An 18,509-nucleotide genomic window follows, 5' to 3' on the forward strand; every position below is an offset into this window, starting at 1 on the left:
CGTATTAGAAAAGCAATTTTGCCATTTCTTAAATTCATAATTCCTTAAATCGATAATTCCATAGAAAGTTTGTAAAGATCATGATCTAAAGTATGGTGTCGGCCAAGCGCTTCAATAATGTCATAATCTACAAGCTGATTCTTTTCAATCCCTACTGCTCGGCCGCCTTTCCCTTCAATAAGGAGCTCAACTGCTCTTGCTCCTAATCTGCTTGCAAGAACTCTGTCAGCTGCAGTTGGTGAGCCGCCGCGTTGAATATGACCTAAGACAGAAACTCTCGTATCAAAGTTTGTTGCCTCCTGAACTTGCTTCCCAAGCTCAACACCACTGCACACACCTTCAGCAACAACAATAATACTATGCTTTTTACCGCGTTCCTGCCCTTTTCGAAGTTTTTCAACGATATCATTCATGTCATAGCCTTCTTCAGGTATTAATATCGTTTCTGCGCCGCCAGCAAGCCCTGCCCAAAGAGCAATATCCCCAGCGTTTCGCCCCATTACTTCAATAATAAAAGTTCTTTCATGAGAAGTCGCAGTGTCACGAATTTTATCTAATGAATCTATAACTGTATTTAAAGCTGTGTCAAACCCAATCGTAAGTTCTGTCCCAGGAATATCATTATCAATCGTACCCGGAACCCCAACGCACGGATAGCCATGTTCTGTTAACGCTTTTGCCCCACGGTAAGAACCATCTCCACCGATAACCACTAGGCCTTCAATTCCATGTGCTTTTAGCTGCTCGATCCCCTTTTGCTGTCCTTCTTTTGTTTTAAATTCTGGGCAGCGTGCCGATTGGAGCATTGTCCCGCCGCGCTGAATAATATCTCCAACAGAACCAAGTTCAAGCTTTTTAATATTTCCAGAAATTAATCCCGTATAACCACCATAAATACCATAAACCTCAAGATTGTGATAAATTGCTTTCCGAACCACAGCACGAATGGCTGGATTCATCCCTGGGGAATCTCCACCACTTGTAAGTACTCCTATTTTTTTCATGGTTACCACCTCAATTTTTAATTTAAAAAAATATGTATATCCTCATTTGAAAGAGAAAATAAAGTTACGAACTTATTAAAAATTACTTCTTTTATTATTTACTTAAAACCCTCGAATATTTATAAAATAACATGAAGAAATAACTATAACAACCTTCTGGTATTAGTAATTGTAATAGGCAGAATAGTCTATTAACTGGAAACGCTTTATTCACTCTTGTAAGCGTCATCAACAAACTTTTTATGGATTTCTGGTGAACATTTTGTGAATTAAACAAAAAAAAGTGCCCATCGTTATGAGCACGTTAAATTAATTAACCCCGATGTATTCATTGGCAATTGCAAACTCACCAATAGTCCTGAAACGGTTGTAACGATCAGCAATTAATTCATCTTCTGAAAGCTTAAGCAGCTGCTGCAACGCTGTCTTAAGTACATTATCAATTTCTTCTGCTTGCTTGATTGCGTCTCTTTGGGCACCGCCCTTAATTTCGGGAATGATCCCATCAATGACGCCTAGTACTTTTAAGTCCGGTGCGGTTATTTTCATTGTTTCGGCTGCATTTTTAGCCAGAGCTGCATCTTTCCATAATATTGCCGCAGCACCCTCCGGTGAAATAACCGAGTAGGTTGAATTCTCCAGCATATAGATACGATTACCAACTCCAAGTGCAAGAGCGCCGCCACTCCCGCCTTCACCAATCACTATACAAACCACTGGAACCCTAAGACCAGCCATTTCAAACAAATTACGAGCAATTGCTTCACTTTGCCCGCGTTCTTCTGCTGCCTTTCCAGGATAGGCACCCTTTGTATCAATGAAACAGATAATCGGTCGATTAAATTTATCTGCTTGTTTCATTAATCGAAGTGCTTTTCTGTAGCCTTCTGGATGTGGCATTCCAAAGTTTCTGCGAATATTCTCTTTCGTGTCTCTTCCGCGCTGATGACCAATCACTGTTACAGGTAATCCTTTATATTTAGCAATTCCGCCCACTATTGCCTCATCATCAGCAAAGGTTCGGTCGCCATGACATTCAAAGAAATTCTCAAACAGATAGGGAATATAATCTAGCGTTGTCGGCCTGTTCGGAAGACGAGCAATTTGTACCCGATCCCAAGGCTTAATGTTTTCATAGATACTCTGCTCAAGCTTTTCAAGCCTAGTCTCTAATTTGCTAATTTCTGAACTTAAGTCAACATCAGCGGTTTTGGTGAACTCTTTTAAATCAGTGATTTTCTTTCTCAGCTCGATGACCGGGCGTTCAAATTCTAATTCTCCTACCATCTGAGCACACCTCCAGGTTGATGGATTTCTAGAATGTTTGTGACTTTCTCAACTAAGTCATTTCGAACGATAATTGCATCCAACTGACCGTGTTTTAACAGAAACTCTGACGTTTGAAAATCCTCAGGCAATTCTTCGCGGATGGATTGTTCAATAACTCTCCGTCCAGCAAATGCAATAAGCGCACCTGGTTCAGCTAGGTTGAAATCTCCCAATGATGCGAAGCTCGCAGATACACCACCAGTTGTCGGATGCGTCATAATCGAAATGATTAATCCACCATTATTACTAAACCTTTTTAAGGCAACACTTGTTTTTGCCATTTGCATTAAGCTTAAGGCACCCTCTTGCATCCTCGCTCCACCTGATGCGGTAAAAATAATAAACGGAACATTTAACTCATCCGCTTTTTCAATAGCTAGCGTAATTTTTTCGCCAACAACTGAGCCCATGCTTCCCATTCGGAACGATGCATCCATAATGGCGAGAACAATTTTATGACCGTTAACTGTTCCAATTCCAGTGACAACAGCCTCGTTCAATTTACTCTTTTGTCGGTCTTTTTCAAGCTTTTCAAGGTAGTCAGGAAAGTTTAATGGATTTTTTGAAATCATATTATCATTCATTTCCATGAAACTTCCTTCATCTATGAAAGTGTCAATCCGTTCTTTTGAATTCATTGGAAAATGATGACCGCAATTCAAACATATTTTTAAATTTTTCATTAATTCTTTTGTATACATAATCTTCTTACATGAAGGGCACTTTGACATAATTCCTTCAGGAACATCATTTTTTGCAGTTTCCGTCGGTATTTGAGCATATTTCTTCTTTTTTGTAGGATTTTTTGAAAAAAGATCTTTTAGCGCCAAAAATTAAACCTCCCTTGTGTTACGATAACTCTGGCAAGTTTCTCCAATTAATACTATTTAGAAGTTTTTCTATTCATACTAAACTTCATACATCCATTGTGGTCAGACCACCATTGAAATAAAAATACCCTATCTTAGGGCTTGGTTAACCTACACTATAAATTAAAATGGGTTCAAAATCTGTTAGTATTTGTCGTTAAAAACAGACAAATTCCGTAGATTGTAATATGCAGATAGTGTTTTGACTTCATTCTTTTCAGACAGGGCCTCAATTAGTAATAGATAGTCTTGACGAGGATTGACGATTTTTTTTGATTCAAGCGATTGGTAATACTCTTTTAAAATAGACCAAATTCTAGAGAAAAGATGGTTATCAGCGATCTCAATAATTTGATAAAAAAACTCATCATCATTTACGTTGTTATCTTGATTTGCCCATTCTTTCAAATTCACTATATTTTTGTTATCTATTTTTTGCAAAGCTAATCTTAGGCAGTCCATCTCAATATAACACTTTGTCTCAAATACATCACGTTTCGCTTTTTCATCCTGTAAAATAAATGTACTAAGAAGCTGGACGAGATGATTGCCCCGAAAGTCGCGAATAAACGTCCCTTCGCCCCTCCGTGTTTCAATTAACCCAAGCAATTCTAATGCCCTAAGTGCCTCTCTAACGGAAGAGCGCCCGAAATTCAGGCGCTCCGACAACTCTCGTTCAGATGGGATCTTATCTCCGGATTGTAATCCATCGATTGTAATCATTTCTCGTAACTGCTTAACAATCTCTAAATATACCTTAGTATTGTTTCCCACTAACGTATCACTCACTTTTGCCAATAATTGCGAGCCTCTTTGTTTTTTCCTTTATTTCTTCAGGATCAACCTTAATGCGGGCAACCCCGGTTTCCATTGCTGCTTTTGCGACTGCTGCTGCAACATCTGGAGCAACTCTCGGGTCAAAAGGTCCGGGAATGACATAATCGGCATTCAGCTCATCTAGACTGATTAAGTTGGCAATAGCTTCTACAGCCGCGACTTTCATTTTTTCATTTATATGGGTGGCACGAACATCGAGTGCCCCACGGAAAATTCCTGGGAATGCGAGAACATTGTTTACTTGGTTTGGAAAATCTGAACGGCCTGTTCCAACCACTTTTGCTCCTGCTGCTTTTGCCTCATCAGGCATAATTTCAGGGTCCGGATTGGCCATAGCAAAAATAATAGAATCTGGATTCATTGATGCTACCATTTCTTTTGTAAGTGCACCTGCAACTGAAACTCCGATAAAAACATCCGCACCCTTAATTACATCTGCAAGGCTGCCTGTTAGGTTATCTCGGTTTGTATATTTCGCTACTTCAGCTTTAACTGCATTCATACCCTGTGGACGCCCTTCGTAGATGGCGCCTTTTGTATCACACATAATTATGTCCCTAACACCGTAACTATATAACAATTTAATAATGGCAATTCCCGCTGCACCAGCACCGTTTGCGACCACTTTAATTTCTGTCATTTTTTTGCCGATAAGCTTAAGTGCATTGACAAGACCTGCAACCGTAACAATTGCTGTCCCATGCTGATCATCATGAAATATTGGAATATTTGCTTCCTTTTTTAATCTTTCCTCAATCACGAAACAATTTGGAGCAGCAATATCTTCAAGATTTACGCCTCCAAAAGTAGGTTCAAGTAATTTTACAGTTTCAACAATTTTGTCAACATCAGTTGTGTTCAAACAGATGGGAAAAGCATCAACACCAGCAAAGCTTTTAAATAGTACTGCTTTACCTTCCATAACAGGGAGAGCTGCCTCAGGTCCAATATTACCAAGTCCAAGAACAGCGGTGCCATCGGATACAACTGCAACCATGTTCCCTTTCATGGTATATTCGTAAACCAATTCTGGTTTCTCATAAATATCTTTGCATGGCTCTGCAACACCTGGTGAATAAGCTAAACTTAAATCATGTGCATTTCGGACTAAAACTTTTGATTTCGACTCTAACTTTCCCTTATTAATTCGATGCATATGTAATGCTTCTTCCCGTAAAGTCAAGATAGTTCACCCCTCAAATTTTTACAAAAGATTATTTAACATCCCGCTATATGTAGTACGATTTTTTTGGTGGTCAGACCACACTTGTCTCATTATCACTATAACATATCTTCGAAAGTTGTAAAGAATTATTCCTTCAAAACAACATTTTTTGGACCTAGCACATTTCTTAATAATTGCAGTAATTCAGTGGTAGGATTGATATTATTTTCTGACCCCAGTCTAATTGTTTTCCGGTTTTTTTCATAGTGTAAGATCACCGCTGCTGTTCCTTGATGTTCGTTTAGCAGCTGATTTAATTGCTGAAGAGAAGATTCATCCTGTTTATCCTCAACTATTTTCAAATATAAGACTGACTGTTTAACAGTTTTAGTTTGTAACCACTCTTCTAAGTTTGAAACTTGTTGAATGATAAATTGCTGCTTCCCTTCACGTTCTTCTATTTTCCCTTCAATCAATAAAAATTTCCCGTGCCCTAATAGATGCGAATATTTTTTGTAAACATTCGGGAATGCCACTGCTTCCATTTCGCCGCTTGCATCACTTACCGTTAAAAAGGCCATTGAATCGCCTTTCCTGGTACGAATGGATTTCATAGAGGTGATATAAACGCCTGATGAAATCCTTTGGGTTTGATTTTTGATCCCAAAAAGGGCGTGTGCCCCTGCATGTTTGAGTTGCTCTTCATAAATAGAGACCGGATGGTCCGATAAATAAAAGCCAAGTGCTTCTTTTTCAAATGTCAGCTTATTCTCCAGACTTATGGGATCGACTTGCATATAGTTAGGCTTTGGTATGAATTCTTCTTCGAATAAATCAAATTGGTTATTTTCAGATGGTTTAAATATTTGTGCATGCTCCATCGCAACATCTAAACTAGCGAGCAGAACGGCACGATCCTCACCAAATTCATCAAAGCAGCCAGAATGGACCAGGAACTCAAGTGTTTTTCGATTGATGGCTTTTGAGGAAACCCGAATGCAAAAATCAAATAAGTCTACAAATCTTTTCTTTTTTCTTGCCTGAAAGATCTCTTTTAAGGCGGCAGCCCCTACGCTTTTAATGGCTGCTAAGCTGTAACGTATTCCTTCCTGTTCTACTTGAAAGGAGTAACCACTATTATTGATTGATGGAGGCAGGACCTTGATGTCCTTTTGTTTTGTTTCCATGATGTATTGAGCTATTTTCGTATCATTTCCGATTGCCGATGTAAGCAGGCCGGCCATAAAATAAACCGGATAATTTGCTTTTAAAAAAGCTAACTGGTATGCAATCATACTATAGGCAACAGCGTGGCTTCGGTTAAAGCCATAATTAGCAAAACGAACAATTAAATCGTAGATGTCATTGGCTAGTGTTTGTTCATACCCTTTTCTTAGCGCTCCCTGGACAAAATGACTCCGCTCTTTATCAAGAATCTCCTTTTTCTTTTTCCCGACCGCTCTTCTTAAAAGGTCGGCTTCACCAAGTGAAAAACCAGCCATTTTCGAAGCAATTTGCATGATTTGCTCTTGGTAAACAATGACGCCATATGTATTCTCAAGGATAGGCTCCAAATCAGGGTGTGGATATTCTACTTTCTTTACGCCGTGTTTTCTATCAATAAAGAGTGGGATATTTTCCATTGGTCCTGGACGGTACAAAGCATTGACTGCCACAATATCTTCAAATCGGGAAGGTTTTAAGCGGGTTAGAACTTTGCGCATCCCTTCAGATTCCAGCTGAAATATACCTGTCGTTTCTCCGTCTGCTAACAGGTTGAAGGTCACAGTGTCCTCTAATGGAATCGAGTTGATGTTTACTTTCTTACCAGTTTTTCGATAGATAGAAGATAAAATTGAATCGATTAATGTAAGGTTCCGTAAGCCTAGAAAGTCCATTTTCAAAAGGCCGATTTCTTCGAGATGTTCCATTGAAAATTGCGTTAAATATACATCGTTAGACCCGTGTTGAATGGGGATTAAATCAATTAGCTGCTTCTCACTTATCACCACCCCAGCTGCATGGGTGGAAGTGTGGCGCGGTAGACCTTCTAGTTTTAAAGCCGTTTCAAAAAGCCGTTGATTCATCGGGCTTTCCTTAATAAATCTTCTAAGTGGTTCCGATTCTTTATAGGCTACTTGCAGGTTTATTCCTAATCGCGACGGAATCGTCCTTGATAAATGTTCTAGTTCCTTTGAATTTAACCCGAATACCTTACCGACATCCCTTAATGCAGCTTTTGCTGCGAGGGTTCCAAATGTTACGATTTGTGCGACATGTAGTTCACCGTATTTCGCCGCAACGTAATTAATCACCTCATCGCGCCGATGATCTGGAAAATCAATATCAATATCTGGCATCGAAATTCGCTCAGGATTTAGAAATCGTTCAAACAATAGATTATGCTTTAATGGGTCCACATCAGTTATGTATAAAACATAAGCAACAAGCGACCCTGCTGCCGAGCCCCTTCCTGGACCTGTTAGAATTCCCTGCGCGCGGGCATATCTCATAAAATCCCAAACAATTAAAAAGTAGTTGCTAAATTCCATTCGCTTAATAACTGATAGTTCATAGGACAAACGATCAAAATATTCCTGAGATGGGGCAGAAAAACGTTCGCTTAATCCCTGTTTGCATAACAATTCCAAATACTCCGAAGCTTGCATTCCATTCTCCGTTGGGAATGCTGGCAGATAAGTCTTATTTAGTTCAATGTTAAAGTCGCATCTGTTTGCAATCCTGAGTGTATTTTCTAATGCATCCGGGACATCAGAAAAGCAATCCACCATTTCACTTGCAGTTTTTAAATAGAACTGATCGTTTTCCAACTTTTCTCTGTGATCGTCCTGCAATTTATCGCCATTTTTTATGGCTAACAAACACTCTTGGGCAAACATATCTTCTTTTTCTAAATAATAGACCTGATTTGTCGCTACCAGCGGGACATTCATTTCTTTTGAAATCAAGTTAAACTGATTTCTGATGGTTGTTTCTTGTTCGAGTTGATGATTTTGAATCGCTAGAAAAAAGCAGTCTCTGCTGAAGATGGTATCTAGTTTTCTTATTATATTTCTGGCAATTTCTTCTTCACCATTTAAGATGGACTGCTCAATTTCACCTTCTAGTCCAGGTGTGATTGCTATAAGCCCTTCCGAATAATGTTTCAACCATCTGAGCGGAATCCCATGATCCGTTTTTGTTTGAACCGTACTAGATATCTTTAATAGATTTTTATAGCCATGATCATTTTCTGCGAGTAAGACCAATGGATAAGACTCGTTATTGTTGTTTTCACTTTCTACATCCACAGTTAACCCGATGATGGGTTTAAGATTATTTTTCTTACACAACTTATAAAATTCAATTGTTCCGTACATGACGTTTCTGTCGGTTAAGGCGATCGCAGAAAAGCCTTTTTTTTGTGCATTTTCAATTAAATCCGGGACAGATGCCGTACTTGTTAATAAACTATATGCACTATATACATGTAGGTGAATAAAAGACATATTGTCACACCCTTAATTCCATAATCTCTCCCTTTATTATAGAACGTTATTGATAAAAAAGAAAATATGTTCTCATTTTTAAAAAACATATTTGTAAATGTTTGTCCATATAAATGAGTATTGGGATTGATTATGGGTAAGGGCGGTTGACGAGATGAAAGAAATTGGTTTTTTTCCTGCTTTTATAGAAAGTTACTTTATTGCCTTAGGTGTGGTACTTGGTGGTTCGCTTATTGGTGGGATAGCCTCATTTCTAACCGGACAGCCACCGCTAACGACCGTTTACCGCTTATCATCAGCGCTTCGAATTTGGGCGATTGTTTCGGCGATTGGCGGGACATTTGACGCGGTTTATACGTTTGAAAGAGGCTTATTTGATGCGAATACAAAGGATCTTTTTAAACAATTTTTATTAATACTCTCTGCCTTAGGCGGGGCCCAGACTGGTGCCCTCCTGATTAATTGGTTAACCCAGGAGCATATCTCATCATGAGAATCCCGCCATTATATCGAAGACCTTCCTGGCAGCGTTTTTTTGGAGGAATGGCCGTAGGCGGTGTGATTAGCTGGTGTATTTTTTTATATATTTATGGGGTTTGGCAGGAAAAGAACACCGAATTAATTCGGACACAAGCGAAGGAAATTATTGACCTAAACGGAGAGAAAAAAATTTGGCAGGAAGAATATAAAGAAATTAATAAGCGAAATATTGAACAGCTTACAGTCCAGAAAATCAACATTAGAATTGCAAACTGGGAAAAATATAAACTTGATTCTTTAAGTGTATTAGAGACAGAAGACTCGGTTAGAGATGATATTAGCATGATGATTGCAAAAGATATCGAAACCGTCTACAAAAGTAAGGACCTTTTGAAAAAAATTATTGAAAATAAACCGATTAAAATAAATGATAAAAGGTATAAACTAAAGGTTAAAGAAATGGTTTTTTATACAAACCTATCGATCCAATTAGAGATTCATTTTGAATAATAAAAAATCGACCCTCACTCTCACAAGGGCCGATTTTTCTATTTATTAAAAGAATAATTTTCACATACTTCGTCAAGTGCTTTTAATACATCGTCCACTTCGTTCCAAGAATAGATGGATGCTCCTGATGCCAGTGGATGTCCCCCACCTTTAAACTGCCTTGCAACTCCATTGATTACAGGACCCTTTGAACGCAGACGTACCCTTATCTGTTCTGCTTCCTCGATAAAGAATACCCATGCCTTTATTCCTTTTACATTTCCTAATGTTCCAACTAAGAGGGATGCCTCTGCGGGTTTTGCATTGTATTCTTGTAATAGTTCTTTTGTTAGCTTAACGGAGGCAACACCGTTATTCTGTAACTCAAAATTTTGGAGTATAAAACCGTTTAACTTAATGATATTGGTATCCAATTCATACATCTTGTCAAATAGCTCAGTCCGTGAAAAATTATAATGAATTAGTTCCCCAGCATACCCCAGTGTTTTTTCCGTCGTACTCGGGAAAAGAAATCTTCCAGTATCACCGACAATGCCAGCGTATAACAATCTCGCTGCTGCATCATTCATTTTTAGCCCTTTGTCTTTTCCGTTTAAATAAAATTCATAAATCATTTCGCTGCAAGAGCTAGCGCTTGTATCCACCCATAATAAATCACCATACGGGTCCTCATTTGGATGATGATCAATTTTTATTAACTTTTCACCCAGAGAATAACGCTTGTCACAAATCCTTTCAGCATTTGCGGTATCACAAACGATCACTAATGCACCCTTATATACTTCATCTTCAATCACATCAAGCCTGCGCATGTAATGAAGGGTTGGTTCCTCTAGACCAACGGCATAAATCTTTTTATTTGGGTAGGATTCTTGGAGAATCGCTGCCAATCCACCTTGTGAACCGTAGGCATCGGGGTCTGGACGGACGTGACGATGAATAATGATGGTTTCAAATTGTTCAATCTCTGCTAAAATCTGCTCAATCATGTGCAATGCTCCTTTACCAACTAATAAACCAAATGTGGTATTTTTTTGTTTTTACAGTTACAATAATAGAAGATTTTCTATGCTTGGAGGAAATAATATGTTTGTACTTGTTGTATTAATTGCTATACTATTTGCTTTCTATCTATTTTATAAAACAAAATACATCAGAAGCAACCGTTTAGTAGAAAAGAAATGGCTTGCTGCTAAATCAAATATTGCCCTAGGGCTTTTTGTCTTTTTATTTGGAGTTAATCACTTGTTATTTATTTCCGAAACAACGGTTATGTATATAGTTGCCGCTGTATTTATTGTTTATGGAGCATTATTCAGCTGGATCGGTTTCAAAAAATATAAACATTACCTTCCATTCGCAATCGAGGAAGCAAAAAATTTTGAACTGCAAAAATAATTATTGAAGCCGCTTCTCCATTAGTGAAGCGGCTTTTTTTATTGATATAAATTTGATAGCTGTCTAATTTCTATCAAGCAATTGACACATCATCATTGCTTTTCCAACTAATATTCCTTCATTGAAAACTTCTACATCCACTTTTCCAAATTTACGTCCGACTTCAAGTACTTTCGGATAAATTTCTAATATACTCTCCATTTGAACAGGTTTAATAAAGTAAATAGTCATATTTTCAACGACAAGATCGCCTTTTTTATAACTCCGTAATACACGGTTTGCTGCATCAGAGACAATCGTTGTAAACACACCGTAAGAGATTGTTCCAAGTTGGTTGGTCATTTGCGGGGTTACTTCGCAAGAGTAAACCTCTTCTCCTTTTGCTTTTCCCTGCATTAATACCATTTGATTTGTAACGATATCGTCGAGAGTTTCCCCGACCTGTGGCTGCCGCTGGTTCATTTGTAATGCTTTTAAAACATCCTGCCTGCTAATAATACCTTCCAAACGGTTTGAGTCATTTGTAACAGGAAGTACTTCAATTCCTTCCCAGACCATGGTATGTGCAGTTGAAGCCACACTTGTCTTCCCATTTACCGACATGGGGTGCTTGGTCATAATTTTATCGATGGATGCTTCTAAATCCTGACCTAAAATGTCCTTACTTGTCACCATCCCTTGAATCTTCATGTTTTGGTCAACTACTGGGTAGCGGCTGTGTGCAGTTTGTTGGTTAAATTCATGCCATTTTGACACCTTATCCGTCGTTTTTAGATAAAAAGTATCAGCAAGAGGGGTTAAAATATCTTCGACTAAAATAATTTCTTTTTTGATTAATTGGTCATAAATCGCCCGGTTAATCATGGTTGCGACCGTAAACGTATCATAGCTCGTTGAGATGACCGGTATTTCTAGTTTATCTGCTAGCTTTTTGATATAATCGTCAGCATCAAATCCACCGGTTATGAGCACAGCGGCTCCAGCTTTTAAAGCAAGTTCATGCGCCTGAGTCCGGTTCCCGACTATTAATAGGTTACCAGCCTCAGTGTAGCGCATCATGGCTTCTAATTTCATGGCACCAATAACAAATTTATTTAGGGTTTTATGCAAGCCCGTTCTTCCGCCCAATACCTGACCATCAACAATATTTACTACCTCAGCAAAAGTGAGTTTTTCAATATTCTCTTTCTTTTTCCGTTCTATTCTAATCGTTCCAACTCGTTCGATGGTACTTACATATCCTTTATTTTCCGCTTCTTTAATCGCACGGTAGGCTGTACCTTCACTAACGGACATCGCCTTGGCAATTTGTCTGACAGATATCTTTTCCCCAATAGGGAGACCATCAATATATTGTAAAATTTGTTCATGCTTAGTTGCCAAGACCTTCACCCTTTATAGTCAAATTCCAATTATTCCATTTAGAATAACCCGGATTACATATAATTTTTATTATAGAGTGTTGAAAGCCTTGATTCAATGCGGATTCTTACATTACTCTTAATTCTCAATGATAGAACCTAGATTTCTTCCTAGATCGTCGCTCCGATTGAAGTTTATGTCCTTGCTTTTTGGGGCTATAAAGAAGGCCAGTAAGATTTCCAGCGATAACGATTAAGGCAAATGAGAGCCAGGCTAATGAAAATATCCCTTGAGCCCCATCAGCATAAATAGATAATCTTGGTGCTCCATAATAAAGCAAGATGCCACAGAGTAACAGGCAAAGTAAATATCTGTTCTTTTTCAATTTTATTTCCTCCTCCTAAAAGACTGCTTGTTCCATATTTATGCATAGTGGAAGGAAAAAAGTATGTAAATCGACTAAGAACAATTAAATTTCGATGGCTTCGCCTGGTTGGAGTACTTTACCGTTTTTATCTTCCAGCATCTCAATAAACTTAAACGGGTCTTGTTTGATTGGCGGGAAGGTATTGTAGTGGATCGGCACAACTGTATTAGCTTTTAACAGCTTTGCTGCGTATGCTGCATCTTCAGGCCCCATTGTAAAATTATCACCTATGGGCAGGAAGGCTACTTCAATCGGATGGCGCTCACCAATCAACTTCATATCTGAAAATAACCCCGTATCACCAGCATGATAAATCGTCTTTCCTTCATTCATAAATAAGATTCCAGCAGGCATGCCGCAATAGATGAGTTCATTATTTTCTGTTGTAAAGCTTGATCCATGGAAGGCTTGCGTTAGTTTAACTTTGCCAAACTCAAATTGATGGGCACCACCGATGTGCATACCATGGGTATGAACTCCCTGCCAGCTTAAGTAAGTAGAAATTTCGTGGTTAGCAACGACAAGGGAGTTATTTTTCTTTGCCAGCTCAACCGTATCCCCGACATGGTCATTGTGACCATGCGATAAAATAATGACATCTGGTCTTAGTTCCTCCACCTTCAAGTCCGTCAATTGATTGCCATTAATGAAGGGGTCAATTAAGATGGTTTTCCCGTTTGTTTGAATTTGTACAACTGAATGTCCATGATACGAAATTTTCATTCGACTTGCTCCTCTCGGTTTTCATATAGTATATACTTCCATACGATAACTGGAATTCCTTCCATATCTCTAGTTTAATCCTAATATATTGATTTTAAGCAAGGAGAAGTATAAGGTGGTCAGTTAGTTTACATTTCAAGTTTTAATTGATAATCTCATCATAGGACATGAATTACATAGGGGGAGTAAAAATGAATCAGCGATTAAATAAGCTTCAAACATGGATGAGAGAAAACGATATTGAAGTTAGCTTCCTAACCTCATCAGAGAATGTATTTTATTTAAGCGGATATTACACCAATCCACATGAACGCTTGCTCGCACTAGCAGTCTTTCAAACAGACGAGCCCTTCCTTGTTTGCCCAGGGATGGAAGTCCACGATGCCAAACGTTCTGGCTGGGACTATGAAATTCTCGGTTATAGCGACATTGACAATCCGTGGGAAATGATTCTAAATTCCATCAATAAAAGAATAAACGGCGTGTCAAAAGCAGCTATTGAAAAAGAACATATGAATGTAGAACGTTTTGAACAACTCTCAAAGTTATTCCCGCAGGCATCATTTGTTTCTGCTGAAGAAAAATTACGAATGCTTCGAATGATTAAGGATGCCAAGGAGTTAAAAACTATTGAAGAGGCCTGTGCCCTTGCCGATTACGCAGTTGAATTCGGTGCTAATGAAATCAAGGAAGGCAAAACGGAGTTGGAAATACTTAATGCCTTAGAATACGCCCTAAAACAAAAGGGTGTGACCGAAATGTCGTTTTCGACAATGGTGCTTACCGGAGCAAATGCAGCTTCTCCACATGGAAACCCTGGAGAAACAAAAATTCAAAAAGGCGATCTAGTTTTATTTGATTTGGGTGTGGTCGTTGACAGGTATTGTTCTGATATCACTAGAACGGTTGCTTATGGGGACATTAATGACAAGCAAAAGGACATCTATGACACCGTATTAAAAGCCCAGCTTGCTGCCATTGAAGCAAGCATTCCAGGGGTTCGTGCGGCCGAAGTGGACTTAACTGCCCGTCGAATCATTGCTGAAGCCGGATTCGGAGAGTATTTTCCACACCGCCTTGGGCATGGTCTCGGGATAAGCGTGCATGAATACCCATCATTAACTGAGACAAATGACCTTATTATTGAAGAAGGTATGGTATACACGATTGAACCAGGTATCTATGTACCAAATGTGGCTGGCGTTCGAATTGAAGACGATGTGTTTATTACCTCAGACGGGGCAAAAGTCCTCACAAAATTCCCAAAAGAGTTACAGATCATTAAATAATTTCTTTTGGACTTTTTTTACATTGAAATCTGTGAAGAGTTGGTATATTATATAAATACAAGCTGCGTTGTTCGTAGTCATAATAAAGTTTTAACCTTTAAGCTGTAAAAGGGAGTTTAACCATTGGAGCTCGAATGACAAGCCTCTGTCTATAAGACCTGGAGGACATGCAGAAAAGTTTCTGAGAACACCCACTTTGAGGAGTGGTGGTTTAAAACTTTCTTATATTAATACGGCAAATGCGGCTACATATTTAGTTTTATTAAACCAGTTCCTTTTTAGGAGCTGGTTTTTTTTTGAACAAACATGCGCGATTTCGGGTAACCAATACCACAGATTACAGACACACATACATATGAAGAACAAAACTTAATAAAATTGCGGAAGAATTGTCTATTATACCGCCGATAAAGGACAAAACTCATAAAAAAACCGAAAAATTGTCCTTCATAACGCCTATAAAGGACAAAACTCACTAAAGACCGGAAAAATTGTCCTTCATAACGCCGATGAAGCGTGAATGAACAAACCCCTCTTCTTTTCTATTTTTCCAGCAATGTTTTGGTATCTAAAAATTCAAGTCCATGTGCGTCTGCGACTGCTTCGTAAGTTACATACCCGCCTAGTGTGTTGATACCCTTCAATAATGCTTCATTGCTAAGACATGCTTGTTTGTATCCTTTATTTGCAATTTGAACCGCATACGGTACGGTTACGTTTGTTAACGCAATGGTTGATGTTCTTGGTACCGCACCTGGCATATTGGCAACAGCATAATGGACAACATCATGCTTCACATAGGTTGGATTATCATGAGTAGTAATCCGATCAGTCGTATCAAAAATACCGCCTTGGTCGATTGCAATATCGACAACGACACTGCCAGGTTTCATTGATTGAATCATCGCTTCCGTTACAAGTTTCGGTGCTTTGGCCCCCGGAATAAGAACAGCACCAATGACCAAATCCGACTCCCTTACTGCTTCGGCAATATTATAAGGATTGGACATTAAGGTTGTCACATCGGATCCAAAAATATCATCTAATTGACGAAGCCGATCTGGATTTAAATCAATAATGGTCACTTTTGCCCCTAAACCAATCGCCATTTTAGCCGCATTCGTTCCAGCCACACCTCCGCCAATAATAGTTACCGTTCCTCTTTGGACTCCTGGGACACCGGAAAGAAGAATACCCATCCCTCCATGAACCTTCTCAAGAAATTGAGCACCAATTTGAGCAGCCATTCTTCCAGCGACCTCACTCATCGGTGTTAATAATGGTAAACTTCTATTAGGTAACTGAACCGTTTCATAGGCTATACCCACTACTTTTTTATCAATCAATGCTTTGGTTAATTCTGGTTCAGGTGCAAGATGTAAGTATGTAAATAATATTAAGCCTTCTCGGAAGTATTTATATTCACTAGGAAGCGGCTCTTTAACCTTCATTACCATTTCCATGGACCATGCTTCTTCTGCTGTATCTACTAATTTTGCACCAGCAGTTTCATAATCCTCATTTAAAAAACCAGAGCCTAGCCCTGCTCCTTTTTCAATAAAAACCTCATGACCAAATTTCACTAGGTTGACCACTCCAGCAGGTGTCATGGCCACACGGTTTTCATTATTTTTGATTTCCGTAGGTACTCCGATCCGCATGTGTTTTCCTCCAAGTATTATTATTCATAGAAAAATAGACCAAGCCAATTTTATTATAACCTTTTTCATAAGTTAGATGTATTCTCATTGATGATAACAAATACACATTTTAATTCCATAAAAAATATAGTAAAAGCTTTGCCGATTATGGCAAAGCCTTTGTTTTAATGATTCATTAATACCAAGGATAATAAGGGTATGGGTACAGGTATGGGTACGGTGGATAGTACGGATATCCGTAACCGTAACCGTATCCGAAACCTGGAGCTAATAAGGCACCTGCTGCTAACCCAGTTAAGAATGGGAACCCAAATCCAAAACCAAATGGTCTGCCGAAGCCAAAACCAAATGGTCTTCCAAACCCAAATCCAAATGGTCTGCCGAAGCCACCAAATCCAAATCCTGGACGGCCAAATCCACCAAATCCAAATCCTGGACGGCCAAATCCACCAAAGTGTCCGAATCCTCCATGGCCGAATCCACCAAAGTGTCCGAATCCTCCGTGGCCGAATCCCCCATGAATTCTTTCATCTTCTGGGTTCATCACATCATATTGCACATCAATGTTATTAGGCATTCCATACATTTCTGTACTCATAATTCTCCTCCTCAATTCTAATTTATTGGCACATTAAAGAATATGCAAGTGTATATGCATATTCTTGGGTATTTGCCTGTAACCTTAAAAATTCCCAAGACACATGTCCAGAAAAAAAGACTGCCCAATATTGGACAGTCCCTCAGTTTCTATACATTTTTTACTTAGCGCTCTGTACCAGAAAAATCTTCACTATCAGCAATCGCTGTTCCTTCCTCAATAAAACCACTAGTATACGAATTCATAATTTGTTGACTTACTTCAATCGTACCCTGTTCGTCAAACTCAAACAAAAACTTTTTATTCTGGTCATGGTTTACCATCCGACAATCTCCTTTCCTTTGTAAACTACCTCTTTATTGTTCGAAAAATTGCAACAGTTATTCCTTGTTAAATAATGTATAATTTAAGTAAGGAGATGATAAATCACGGGACTTAAATATCAGAATATTTTAGTCGCTATTGATGGATCAAAAGAAGCAGATTGGGCTTTTAAAAAGGGCATTGAAATTGCCAAAAGAAATGACGCCACCCTATTATTAGTCCATGTTATTGACACTAGGACGTTTGCTTTAATTGAGGCTTACGATACAGTTATTGGTGATCGGGCAGATAAGCTTGCAAAAGATATGCTTGAAAATTATCTAAAACAAGCGGAGGATGCAGGATTAACAAAAGTGCAATATGAAATAGACTACGGCTCTCCTAAAATAAGAATTCCTAGAGATTTGGCTAAAAAGCACAATGTTGATTTAATTCTCTGCGGTGCTACTAGATTAAATGTAGTGGAAAGGTTCTTTATCGGCAGTGTTTCTGAACATATCACCCGATATGCAGCTTGTGACGTTCTCGTCGTACGCACAGACAAAGATTCCGAATAAATATGAAATTTTCAAAAGCACGCAGCCATGATGCTTCGTGCTTTTTTATACACTAAATTGACCTTAAAAATAGGTTTGTAGAGAATGGTTTATACATGTATAGTATAATAAAATACTAATAAATAGATTGGAGGCAACTATATGAAAGAATATTTTTCATTTGATGATCGTCTTGGTATCCAGCTCCCCGATTTAACAATGGAATTGGCTGATTACTGCATAGAAACACAGGAAGAGATTCTCTTATATTGGGAACAAGTTCGCGGCTCTATCCCGGACCGGATTGGAGAACTAGAAAATCAAATTAATCAGAAACAAGCACTTCTTTCGAATGAAAGTAATTTCCCTCGCTCCTGTCAACTGAACACCGAAATTGCGGAACTAGCTTCGATTATTAATGATTTATGGCTATGGTACCGAGCAAACGAAGTTCTTTCAACAAAAGTCCATCAATAAAAAACTCCCTT

The 18,509-nt window shown here is 38.6% G+C and carries 19 protein-coding genes and 1 other RNA gene; 7 read left to right on the plus strand and 13 right to left on the minus strand.

The annotated features are described in order from the left end of the window. Nucleotides 1-44: 44 nt before the first annotated feature. From pfkA to dnaE, 6 genes are all read right to left on the minus strand, one after another. A complete protein-coding gene (gene pfkA, locus J7E66_RS14160) occupies nt 45-1,004 on the minus strand; it encodes a 6-phosphofructokinase (RefSeq protein ID WP_215001047.1) in 960 nt (319 codons plus the stop codon). 309 nt (nt 1,005-1,313) lie between these two features. Beyond that, nucleotides 1,314-2,291: an acetyl-CoA carboxylase carboxyl transferase subunit alpha gene (gene accA, locus J7E66_RS14165; RefSeq protein WP_215001049.1), complete on the minus strand. Its 978-nt coding sequence runs from the start codon at nt 2,289-2,291 to the stop codon at nt 1,314-1,316. Beyond that, complete coding sequence (accD, locus tag J7E66_RS14170; protein WP_215001050.1) at nt 2,285-3,163, minus strand: acetyl-CoA carboxylase, carboxyltransferase subunit beta; 879 nt, start codon at nt 3,161-3,163, stop codon at nt 2,285-2,287. Before accD ends, accA begins: the two co-directional genes overlap by 7 nt. 183 nt (nt 3,164-3,346) lie before the next feature. After that, nucleotides 3,347-4,000 carry a FadR/GntR family transcriptional regulator gene (locus J7E66_RS14175; protein ID WP_285289221.1) on the minus strand — a complete coding sequence of 218 codons (654 nt, stop codon included), beginning with the start codon at nt 3,998-4,000 and terminating at the stop codon, nt 3,347-3,349. Next, entirely contained in the window at nt 3,984-5,222 is a 1,239-nt protein-coding gene (gene ystJ / locus J7E66_RS14180; protein WP_215001052.1) for an NADP-dependent malic enzyme, read from the minus strand. The genes J7E66_RS14175 and ystJ overlap by 17 nt, the downstream gene beginning before the upstream one ends. Before the next feature lie 128 nt (nt 5,223-5,350). Beyond that, nucleotides 5,351-8,713 carry a DNA polymerase III subunit alpha gene (gene dnaE, locus J7E66_RS14185; protein ID WP_215001054.1) on the minus strand — a complete coding sequence of 1,121 codons (3,363 nt, stop codon included), beginning with the start codon at nt 8,711-8,713 and terminating at the stop codon, nt 5,351-5,353. A gap of 154 nt (nt 8,714-8,867) precedes the next feature. Here dnaE and ytrH point away from each other — a divergent pair, with 154 nt between their 5' ends. Both ytrH and ytrI read left to right on the plus strand, forming a co-directional pair. Next, nucleotides 8,868-9,206 (plus strand): sporulation membrane protein YtrH, encoded by a 339-nt coding sequence (gene ytrH, locus J7E66_RS14190; RefSeq protein WP_088089236.1) that lies wholly within the window; start codon nt 8,868-8,870, stop codon nt 9,204-9,206. Further along, on the plus strand, nt 9,203-9,703 hold the full coding sequence (ytrI, locus tag J7E66_RS14195) for a sporulation membrane protein YtrI (RefSeq protein WP_215001056.1): 501 nt from the start codon (nt 9,203-9,205) through the stop codon (nt 9,701-9,703). The genes ytrH and ytrI overlap by 4 nt, the downstream gene beginning before the upstream one ends. A 38-nt stretch (nt 9,704-9,741) precedes the next feature. Here ytrI and J7E66_RS14200 read toward each other — a convergent pair whose 3' ends face one another. Further along, a complete protein-coding gene (locus J7E66_RS14200; protein ID WP_168245311.1) occupies nt 9,742-10,692 on the minus strand; it encodes a DHH family phosphoesterase in 951 nt (316 codons plus the stop codon). 97 nt (nt 10,693-10,789) lie between these two features. Here J7E66_RS14200 and J7E66_RS14205 point away from each other — a divergent pair, with 97 nt between their 5' ends. Next, nucleotides 10,790-11,101 (plus strand): YtpI family protein, encoded by a 312-nt coding sequence (locus J7E66_RS14205; protein WP_168245312.1) that lies wholly within the window; start codon nt 10,790-10,792, stop codon nt 11,099-11,101. A 63-nt stretch (nt 11,102-11,164) separates the two neighbouring features. Here J7E66_RS14205 and J7E66_RS14210 read toward each other — a convergent pair whose 3' ends face one another. The 3 genes from J7E66_RS14210 to J7E66_RS14220 form a co-directional block, all read right to left on the minus strand. Continuing rightward, entirely contained in the window at nt 11,165-12,484 is a 1,320-nt protein-coding gene (locus J7E66_RS14210; RefSeq protein WP_215001058.1) for a CBS domain-containing protein, read from the minus strand. A gap of 124 nt (nt 12,485-12,608) precedes the next feature. Then, nucleotides 12,609-12,848 carry a hypothetical protein gene (locus J7E66_RS14215; RefSeq protein WP_088089241.1) on the minus strand — a complete coding sequence of 80 codons (240 nt, stop codon included), beginning with the start codon at nt 12,846-12,848 and terminating at the stop codon, nt 12,609-12,611. An 84-nt stretch (nt 12,849-12,932) separates the two neighbouring features. Beyond that, nucleotides 12,933-13,613, minus strand: coding sequence for a metal-dependent hydrolase (locus J7E66_RS14220; protein WP_215001060.1), 681 nt, complete (start codon nt 13,611-13,613; stop codon nt 12,933-12,935). 191 nt (nt 13,614-13,804) lie between these two features. Between J7E66_RS14220 and J7E66_RS14225 the strand changes: the two genes are divergently transcribed. Then, a complete protein-coding gene (locus J7E66_RS14225) occupies nt 13,805-14,902 on the plus strand; it encodes a M24 family metallopeptidase (RefSeq protein ID WP_215001062.1) in 1,098 nt (365 codons plus the stop codon). A gap of 56 nt (nt 14,903-14,958) precedes the next feature. After that, nucleotides 14,959-15,154: non-coding RNA, 6S RNA (gene ssrS / locus J7E66_RS14230), on the plus strand. A gap of 290 nt (nt 15,155-15,444) precedes the next feature. Here the strand turns inward: ssrS and ald are convergent. From ald to J7E66_RS14245, 3 genes are all read right to left on the minus strand, one after another. Further along, nucleotides 15,445-16,563, minus strand: coding sequence for an alanine dehydrogenase (ald, locus tag J7E66_RS14235; protein WP_215001063.1), 1,119 nt, complete (start codon nt 16,561-16,563; stop codon nt 15,445-15,447). 175 nt (nt 16,564-16,738) lie between these two features. Further along, nucleotides 16,739-17,161: a hypothetical protein gene (locus J7E66_RS14240; protein WP_215001065.1), complete on the minus strand. Its 423-nt coding sequence runs from the start codon at nt 17,159-17,161 to the stop codon at nt 16,739-16,741. A 164-nt stretch (nt 17,162-17,325) separates the two neighbouring features. Next, nucleotides 17,326-17,484 (minus strand): hypothetical protein, encoded by a 159-nt coding sequence (locus J7E66_RS14245; protein WP_215001066.1) that lies wholly within the window; start codon nt 17,482-17,484, stop codon nt 17,326-17,328. A gap of 102 nt (nt 17,485-17,586) precedes the next feature. Between J7E66_RS14245 and J7E66_RS14250 the strand changes: the two genes are divergently transcribed. After that, nucleotides 17,587-18,042: a universal stress protein gene (locus J7E66_RS14250; protein WP_215001221.1), complete on the plus strand. Its 456-nt coding sequence runs from the start codon at nt 17,587-17,589 to the stop codon at nt 18,040-18,042. A 141-nt stretch (nt 18,043-18,183) separates the two neighbouring features. Beyond that, nucleotides 18,184-18,498: a DUF4391 domain-containing protein gene (locus J7E66_RS14255; protein ID WP_215001068.1), complete on the plus strand. Its 315-nt coding sequence runs from the start codon at nt 18,184-18,186 to the stop codon at nt 18,496-18,498. Nucleotides 18,499-18,509 lie beyond the last annotated feature (11 nt).

The organism is Bacillus sp. ISL-7 (genome assembly GCF_018613065.1).